Origin of the sequence: Micrococcus sp. R8502A1 (genome assembly GCF_006704135.1) — a bacterium.
In the GTDB taxonomy this organism is placed as follows: domain Bacteria; phylum Actinomycetota; class Actinomycetes; order Actinomycetales; family Micrococcaceae; genus Micrococcus; species Micrococcus luteus.
The window spans coordinates 20544-29124 of record NZ_VIGS01000030.1 but is presented as its reverse complement, the minus strand read 5'-3'; the positions used below and the strand labels follow the sequence as shown (position 1 = coordinate 29124).

Below are 8581 nucleotides of genomic sequence, written 5' to 3'. Positions count from 1 at the left end.
CTGTTACTCCTACAGTTGTCCTACAGCTGTTGTTTTTTTTTTTTTCAAACAAAACACGCCATACAATATGAAGTTCCGCCCCGTGGCCTGGGAGTTGTGTAGAAGAGACGGCCCCGCCGACCCCGCGTCCGGGGCCTTCACCCCTGACCAGCGCCGCATCCTCACCGCACTGCTCATGCCGCTCTTCCTCGCGCTGATGAGCGTGTCCGTGGTGAACGTGGCGCTGCCGGCCATCGAGTCGGGCCTGGACGCCACGAGCGCGGATCTGCAGTGGGTGCTGGCGGGGTACACGCTGACGTTCGGCACCGTGCTCGTGGCCGCGGGCCGCGCCGGCGACCTGTGGGGGCGCAAGAACCTGTTCCTGGCGGGCATCACGCTGTACATGCTCGGCTCCCTGCTCTCCGGCCTGGCCGGGGACACCCTGCTGCTCAATGCCGGGCGCCTGCTCACGGGCCTGGGCGCGGGCGTGTTCAACCCCCAGGTCATCGGGTTCATCCAGTCGAACTTCCACGGCCGCGCCCGCGGGCGGGCCTACGGGCTCTTCGGCACCGTGGTGGGCCTCGGCGTGGCCGTGGGGCCCCTGCTCGGCGGGCTGTTCCTCGGCGCGTTCGGCCCCGAGTGGGGCTGGCGCTCCACGTTCCTCATGAACGTGCCCGTGGGCCTGGCCGCCGTCGCGATGGGCGCCCTCTGGCTGCCGCCGCCCACCCGCGTGCACGGCCTGCCCCCCGCCCCCGGACCACGCGGGATCGCCGCGCTCGACCCGGTGGGCGCCCTGCTGCTCGGCGCCGGCGGGGTGAGCCTCATGGTGCCGTTCATCGTCCCGGGCACCGCCTGGCTGCTGGTCCTCGCCGCCGCGCTCGTGACGGCGTGGTGGCTGTGGGAGAAGCGCGTGAAGGCCCGGGCGTCGGCCACCGGCGTGCAGCCCATGGTGGACCCGGCCCTGTTCCGGCGGCCGTCCTTCACGATCGGCGCGCTCGAGTCCACCATCTACCTGGCCACCATGCCGGCGGTGTTCGCGATCGTGGCGATCTTCCTGCAGCGCGGCATGGGGTTCACGCCGCTCGAGGCCGGCCTCGTGGGTCTGCCCGGCGCCGTCGTCGTGGCCTCCCTGTCCCCGTGGGTGGGTTCGATGGTGCAGCGGCGCGGGCCCGTGCTCGTGCTGCTCGGCGCCCTCGTGGGCCTCGTGTCGCTGGGGGTGCTCGCGCTCGCGTTCGAGCGCAGCGCGGCCGGCGCGTGGTCGCCGTGGATCGTGGGGGTGGGGCTGATCGTGCAGTCGGCCTCGCAGGCCCTGCTGCTCACCAGCACGCAGGTGCTGATGATGGACGACGTCGCCGGCCACGAGGCGGGGGCGGCCGGCGGCGTCGCCCAGACGGCGCAGCGTCTCGGCACCGCCCTGGGCCTGTCCGTGGTGACGGGCGCGTTCTTCGCGGCCCTGGCCGGCGCCGCAGCCGAGAGCGCCGGTCCGCCGTCGGCCGCGGCGTACGCGCACGCGGCCTCGACCGCCATGGGCATGGTGGCCGTGTGCTGGGCGCTCACCGCCGCGGTCGCGGCCCTGGACGTGGTCCGGCGGCGCCGCGCCGCGCGCGCGGCCTGACCGGCCCGCGGGGGCCTCAGCGCAGGAACAGCGCGCCGAGCCGGCGGGCGGCGAGCCACACCCCGACGCCGGCCATCACCACGAAGTAGAGGACGTGGCCGGCGGTCGCCCAGCTCAGCACGCCCACCGCGAGGGCGCGCATCATCTCCACGGCGTGCCACAGCGGGAACACGCGGATCACCCACTGGATCGGCTCCGGGTAGACCGCGAGCGGGAAGAACGTGGCCGAGAACAGGAACATGGGCATCAGCACGATCTGGACCCAGTCCATGTGCTGGAACGTCTTCATCCAGCTCGTCACCGCCATGCCGAGGGAGGCGAAGCCCAGCGCCACGAGCAGGGCGCCGGGGATCATGAGCAGCGCCGTCCACGAGGTGACGAGCCCGGCCACGGTCATGACGATCAGGAAGCCGACCGCGTAGATCAGCCCGCGCAGCAGCGCCATCGCGATCTCCCCGAGCGCCACGTCCAGCGGGCCCAGCCGCGTGGAGAGCATGGTCTGGTACGTCTTCGCGTAGCGCAGCTTGAAGAACACGTTCCACGTGGAGTCGTAGATGGCGCCGTTCATCGCCGAGACCGCCAGCAGTGCGGGGGCGAGGTACATGCCGTACGGGACGGGGGCGCCGTCCGGGCCGGCCACGTCGCCGACCAGCGCGCCGAGCCCCAGTCCCATGGAGGCCAGGTAGAGCACGGGCTCGAAGAAGCCGGAGAAGAACACCACCCAGTTGTTGGACTTCAGGGACAGGAACGCCCGCTCCATCACCGCGCGCACGTTGCCCGAGTACGCGCCGGCCAGCGGGCCGCGGCGCACGGGGATCTCGGGCATGGGCGGCACGGCGACGGCGTGTTCCCGCACCACCGACGACGACGGCGCGGCCGGGCCCGCCTGCGCGGCGGCGGGTGCGACGTCGGCGCGGGCGGCCCCGGTGCGCGCGGCACGGCGGCCCAGGCGCGGGGCACGGTCCCGGCGGGCGGCCGTGACGGCGTCGCGGTCCGGGGTGCCTCGGACCCAGCCGAGGCGGCGCGTGTAGATCCGCACCGCGAGCCAGGCCCCGCCGAGCGCGAGGGCCAGCAGGAACGCCACATGCGCCACGGTGAGCCAGACCGGCTCGGCCATCCCGTAGGAGAGCACGCGGCCGAGCTGGGCGGCATGCCACTGCGGGGAGAGCCAGCCGATCCAGCGCAGCCACACGGGCAGTACGTCCAGCGGGTAGAAGGTGGCGGAGAACAGGAACAGGGGCATGACCACGAGCCGCTGCAGGGTGGCGAACTGGCCCTTGTCCTCCTTCAGGGAGGCGGCGAACGCCATGATCGGCGCGCCGACGGCGAGCCCGCCGAGCGTGGCGGTGAGGACCTGCACCCACGCCCACGGGCTCGAGACCACGCCGAACGCCAGCATCACCAGCAGGAACACGGCGGCCTGGAACACGAACCGCAGGCTCACGGCCGCGAGGTGGCCCAGGGCGATCTGCGCCGGAGACAGCGGAGTGGCCTGCGCCGCGTAGTACGTGCGCTGCCATTGGAACCCGCCCATCACCGGGTAGGAGAACTCGACGGACGCGGTCATCAGCGCGCCCGAGGCCAGCAGCGCCGGGGCGATGAACGCGACGTAGGAGACCCCGCCCAGGGCGTCCTGCGGCATCCCGCCGCCCATGAGCTGGGCCAGGCCCAGGCCCATGGCCAGCAGGTAGAGCACGGGCTCGCCGAGCGCCCCGACGAGCAGCACCGCGCCGTAGCGGCGCATGTTCCGCAGCTGGTGTTCGGCGTAGAGCAGGACGCCGCGGCGCCTCACGCGCTCCGCGGACGCCGCCGCGGTGACCGGCGGGCGCAGCGGCTCGGCGGGCGAGGCGGGGCCGGGGGCCGTCGTCGTGATGGGGGACGGCACGGGTCAGTCCACCAGGGTGCGGCCGGTGAGGATGAGGAACACGTCCTCGAGGCTCGCGCGGCGGGTCAGCGTGGTGACGGGGGCGGGCAGGGCGCCCTCGTCGACGAGGCGCTGCACGACGTCGTGCAGGTCGTCCGCGCGTCGGGCGTAGACGAGGACTCGGTCCGGGAGGACCTCGACGCGGTGCACGACGCCGTCACCCGCGTGGGCCTGGACGGTGCGGGCCGCGGCCTCGTTGCGGTCCGCGCCGAAGCGCGCCTCGAGGACCTCGCGGGAGGCGTGCTCGCGGATGAGCTCGGCGGGGGTGCCGGCGGCCATGATCTCGCCGCCGTCGACCACGACGAGCCGGTCGCACAGCTGCTCCGCCTCGTCCATGTGGTGCGTGGTCAGCAGCAGCGTGGTGCCGCGTTCCTTGAGCCGGTAGAGGCGGTCCCACAGGATGTGGCGGGCCTGCGGGTCCAGGCCCGTGGTGGGCTCGTCGAGGAGGAAGAGGGCCGGCTCGTTGACCAGGGCGCGGGCGATCACGAGCCGGCGCTTCATGCCGCCGGAGAGGTCGGTGACCTTGGCGTCCGCCTTCTCGGTGAGCTGGGCGAAGGCCAGCAGCTCCTCGGCCTTGGGCCGCAGGTACGAGTAGGGCAGGCCGAAGTAGCGGCCGTAGATCAGGATGTTCTCCCGGGCGGTGAGCTCCTCGTCCAGGTTGTCCTGCTGGGGCACCACGCCCAGGCGCGCGCGGACGGCCGGTCCGTCCTCCTCCGGGTCGATGCCCAGGATGGTCAGCTCGCCCGCGGTGCGCTGCGAGGTGCCCGCGAGCATGCGCATGGTGGTGGACTTGCCCGCGCCGTTGGGGCCGAGCAGGCCGAAGCACTCGCCGGGGCGCACGTCCAGGTCGATGCCCTTCACGGCGTGGAACTCGCCGTACTGCTTGCGCAGCCCACGGGCACGGATGACGGAGGCGTCGCCGGGGGACGCGTGCAGAGTGGTGGGGCTCACAAGCCGACAGCATAGGCGCATCGCCCGCCCGGACGCGTGCCGCCCCCTCGGCGACGAACCCTGCGATATGGCCCCCATCCGGGGTGGATGGGGGCCATATCGCAGGGTTGGTCGCGGGAGTGGGAGAGGTCAGGCTCCGGCCCGCTCCCCGGCCCAGTCCTCGCCGTCGGCGGCACGCTCGGCGGCCTCGACGACGTTCGCCAGCAGCATGACGCGGGTCATCGGCCCGACGCCGCCCGGGTTCGGCGCCATCCAGGCCGCCTTCTCCTTCACGGCCGGGTCCACGTCGCCCAGGACGCGCGACGTCCCGTCCTCCCCGGTCACGCGGGAGACGCCCACGTCCAGGACGATCACGCCCTCCTTGACCTGCTCCGGCTTCACCATGTGGGCGGAGCCGGCGGCGGCGATCACGACGTCGGCGCTCGCCAGCAGCTCGTCGAGGTTCGTGGTGCCGGTGTGGGCCAGGGTCACGGTGGCGTTGACCTCGCGGCGGGTGAACACGAGGCCGGCGGGCCGGCCGATGGTCACGCCGCGGCCGATCACGAGCACGTGCTTGCCGGCCAGCCCCACACCGTGGTGGCGCAACAGCTCGACGCAGCCGGCCGGGGTGCACGGCAGCGGCGAGTCCAGCTCGCCGCCGACCGAGGCCACGAGCCGCCCCAGGTTCATGGGGTGCAGACCGTCCGCGTCCTTGTCCGGGTCGATGGCCTCGAGCACCTTCTGGGTGTCCACGTGCCGGGGCAGCGGCAGCTGGACGATGTAGCCCGTGCAGGCCGGGTCCTCGTTCAGCTCGCGCACGACGTCGAGGATCTGCTCCTCCGTCGCGTCCGCGGGCAGCTCACGCTGGATGGACTCGATGCCCACCTCGGCGCAGTCGCGGTGCTTGCCCGCCACATACTTCTGCGAGCCGGCGTCCTCACCCACGAGCAGGGTGCCGAGGCCGGGGGTGTGCCCGCGCTCGGCGAGGGCGGCCACGCGGCCGCGCAGCTCCTCCTTGATCGCGGCGGCGGTGGCCTTGCCGTCCAGGACCTTCGCGGTCATCGGCGGCTCACCAGCCCTCGAGGCCGTCGTACAGCGGGAAGTCCTCGGTGAGCTTCACGGCGCGGGCGCGCAGCGCCTCCACGTCCGGGCTCGGCTTCAGCGCCTCGGCGATGACGTCGGACACCTCGCGGAACTCGGCCTCGCCGAAGCCGCGGGAGGCCAGCGCGGGGGTGCCGATGCGCAGGCCGGAGGTGGTCATCGGCGGACGCGGGTCCCACGGCACCGAGTTGCGGTTCACGGTGATGCCGACCTCGTGCAGGATGTCCTCGCCCTGCCTGCCGTCCAGCTGAGACTCGCGCAGGTCCACCAGGACGAGGTGCACGTCCGTGCCGCCGGTGAGCACCGAGATGCCGTGCTCGGCCATGTCCGGGGCGGTCAGGCGCTCGGCCAGGATCTGCGCGCCGGCCAGGGTGCGCTCCTGCTTCTCCTTGAAGTCCTCGGAGCCGGCGATCTTGAAGGCCACGGCCTTGCCCGCGATCGCGTGCATCAGCGGGCCGCCCTGCTGGCCCGGGAACACGGCGGAGTCGATCTTCTTCTTCAGCTCCTCGGTGGAGAGGATGAAGCCCGAACGGGGGCCGGCGAGGGTCTTGTGCACGGTGGAGGAGACGACGTCGGCGTGCGGCACCGGGTTCGGGTGCAGGCCGGCGGCCACGAGGCCGGCGAAGTGGGCCATGTCCACCCAGAGCCTGGCGCCGACCTCGTCCGCGATCGAGCGGAAGGCGGCGAAGTCGAGCTGACGGGGATAGGCGGACCAGCCGGCCACGATCACCTTCGGCCGGGCCTCGAGGGCCTTCTCGCGCACCTTGTCCATGTCGATGCGGTGGGTGTCCGGCTCCACCTCGTACGCGGCGATGCTGTAGTTCTTGCCGGAGAAGTTCAGCTTCATGCCGTGCGTCAGGTGGCCGCCGTGCGCCAGGGACAGGCCCATCATCGTGTCCCCGTGGTCCAGCAGCGAGGTCATCACGGCCACGTTGGCCTGAGCGCCGGCGTGCGGCTGGACGTTGGCGTGCTCGGCGCCGAACAGGTCCTTGGCGCGCTGGATGGCCAGGTTCTCGGCCACGTCCACGAATTCGCAGCCGCCGTAGTAGCGGCGGCCCGGGTAGCCCTCCGCGTACTTGTTGGTCAGCACCGAGCCCTGCGTCTCGAGGATGGCCCGCGGCACGAAGTTCTCCGAGGCGATCATCTCGAGCGTGCCCCGCTGGCGGCCGAGCTCGTCCGCGAGCGCCGCGGCGATCTCCGGGTCCACCTCGGCGAGGGGCTGGGTGTTGATGTCGGGCGTCTGCGTCACGGGGGTTCCCTTCGAACGGGGGTCTGTGCGGCCGGAAGGCTCCGGTGCCCTCCATCCTAGTGACCGGGCGCCGTCGTCGGGCCTGCGCGACGGCGCCCCGCGGCCCCGGCGACCGACCCCGACACACGGTTCTTTTGACTGATTCAGAAATATGCCAAGATCGGGGGTGACGCCGCCCACCGCGCCGATCGGTGCGCGGCCGACGTCGATCGACGAAGGAGAGTTCCATGACGGAGTACCAGAAGACGACCCCGCACGCGACCGGTTCCACCCGCCAGAACGGCGCCCCGGCCGTCAGCGACCGCCAGTCCCTGACCGTGGGCAGCGAGGGGCCCATCGTCCTGCACGACACCCACCTGCTGGAGACCCACCAGCACTTCAACCGCATGAACATCCCGGAGCGCCGCCCGCACGCCAAGGGCTCCGGCGCCTTCGGCGAGTTCGAGGTGACCGAGGACGTGTCGAAGTACACCAAGGCCCTCGTGTTCCAGCCCGGCACGAAGACCGAGACCCTCCTGCGCTTCTCCACCGTGGCCGGCGAGCTCGGCTCCCCGGACACCTGGCGCGACGTGCGCGGCTTCGCGCTGCGCTTCTACACCGAGGAGGGCAACTACGACCTCGTCGGCAACAACACCCCGATCTTCTTCCTGCGCGACCCGATGAAGTTCACCCACTTCATCCGCTCGCAGAAGCGTCTGCCGGACTCCGGCCTGCGCGATGCCACCATGCAGTGGGACTTCTGGACCAACAACCCCGAGTCGGCGCACCAGGTGACCTACCTGATGGGCCCGCGCGGCCTGCCCCGCACCTGGCGTGAGATGAACGGGTACGGCTCCCACACCTACCTGTGGGTCAACGCCCAGGGCGAGAAGCACTGGGTGAAGTACCACTTCATCTCCCAGCAGGGCGTGCACAACTTCTCGAACGACGAGGCCACGAAGATGGCCGGCGAGAACGCCGACTTCCACCGCCAGGACCTGTTCGAGTCCATCGCCAAGGGCGACCACCCCAAGTGGGACCTCTACATCCAGGCGATCCCCTATGAGGAGGGCAAGACCTACCGGTTCAACCCCTTCGACCTGACGAAGACGATCTCCCAGAAGGACTACCCGCGCATCAAGGTCGGCACGCTGACCCTGAACCGCAACCCGGAGAACCACTTCGCGCAGATCGAGTCCGCCGCGTTCAGCCCGAGCAACACCGTGCCGGGCATCGGCCTCTCCCCGGACCGCATGCTCCTGGGCCGCGCCTTCGCGTACCACGACGCCCAGCTGTACCGCGTGGGCGCCCACGTGAACCAGCTGCCGGTGAACCGCCCCAAGAACGCGGTGCACAACTACGCCTTCGAGGGCCAGATGTGGTACGACCACACCGGCGACCGCTCCACCTACGTGCCGAACTCCAACGGCGACTCCTGGTCGGACGAGACCGGCCCGGTGGACGACGGCTGGGAGGCCGACGGCACCCTGACCCGCGAGGCCCAGGCCCTGCGCGCGGACGACGACGACTTCGGTCAGGCCGGCACCCTCGTCCGCGAGGTCTTCTCGGCCCAGGAGCGCGAGGACTTCGTGGAGACCGTGGCCGGCGCGCTGAAGGGCGTCCGCCAGGACGTCCAGGCCCGCGCCTTCGAGTACTGGAAGAACGTGGACGCTACGATCGGCCAGCGCATCGAGGACGAGGTCAAGCGCCACGAGGGCGACGGCATCCCGGGCGTCGAGGCCGGCGGCGAGGCCCGCATCTGACGGCTCCCTCCCCCGGCGGGCGCCCGCGCGGGCTCCGCTGA

At 71.9% G+C, this 8581-nt stretch carries 6 protein-coding genes; 2 read left to right on the top strand and 4 right to left on the bottom strand.

Translation table 11 applies throughout. The features are described from left to right. The first annotated feature begins 67 nt into the window (after positions 1-67). Entirely contained in the window at positions 68-1594 is a 1527-nt protein-coding gene (locus FLM69_RS07155) for an MFS transporter (protein WP_255502752.1), read from the top strand. A gap of 16 nt (positions 1595-1610) precedes the next feature. Here FLM69_RS07155 and FLM69_RS11720 read toward each other — a convergent pair whose 3' ends face one another. The 4 genes from FLM69_RS11720 to glyA form a co-directional block, all read right to left on the bottom strand. Then, a complete protein-coding gene (locus tag FLM69_RS11720; RefSeq protein WP_141843659.1) occupies positions 1611-3479 on the bottom strand; it encodes an ABC transporter permease in 1869 nt (622 codons plus the stop codon). A 3-nt stretch (positions 3480-3482) separates the two neighbouring features. Beyond that, a complete protein-coding gene (locus FLM69_RS07145) occupies positions 3483-4469 on the bottom strand; it encodes an ABC transporter ATP-binding protein (RefSeq protein WP_141843658.1) in 987 nt (328 codons plus the stop codon). 129 nt (positions 4470-4598) lie between these two features. Continuing rightward, positions 4599-5510: a bifunctional methylenetetrahydrofolate dehydrogenase/methenyltetrahydrofolate cyclohydrolase gene (locus tag FLM69_RS07140; protein WP_036381975.1), complete on the bottom strand. Its 912-nt coding sequence runs from the start codon at positions 5508-5510 to the stop codon at positions 4599-4601. 7 nt (positions 5511-5517) lie between these two features. Continuing rightward, positions 5518-6798, bottom strand: coding sequence for a serine hydroxymethyltransferase (gene glyA / locus FLM69_RS07135; RefSeq protein ID WP_036381978.1), 1281 nt, complete (start codon positions 6796-6798; stop codon positions 5518-5520). Positions 6799-7025: 227 nt separating this feature from the next. Between glyA and FLM69_RS07130 the strand changes: the two genes are divergently transcribed. Then, positions 7026-8540 (top strand): catalase, encoded by a 1515-nt coding sequence (locus FLM69_RS07130; RefSeq protein WP_134416292.1) that lies wholly within the window; start codon positions 7026-7028, stop codon positions 8538-8540. Positions 8541-8581: the final 41 nt, after the last annotated feature.

Coding starts and splice junctions, on each gene's coding strand:
- FLM69_RS07140 (WP_036381975.1), bottom strand. CDS start 5,510: ATGACCGCGAAGGTCCTGGACGGCAAGGCCACCGCCGCCGCGATCAAG.
- FLM69_RS07155 (WP_255502752.1), top strand. CDS start 68: ATGAAGTTCCGCCCCGTGGCCTGGGAGTTGTGTAGAAGAGACGGCCCC.
- FLM69_RS07130 (WP_134416292.1), top strand. CDS start 7,026: ATGACGGAGTACCAGAAGACGACCCCGCACGCGACCGGTTCCACCCGC.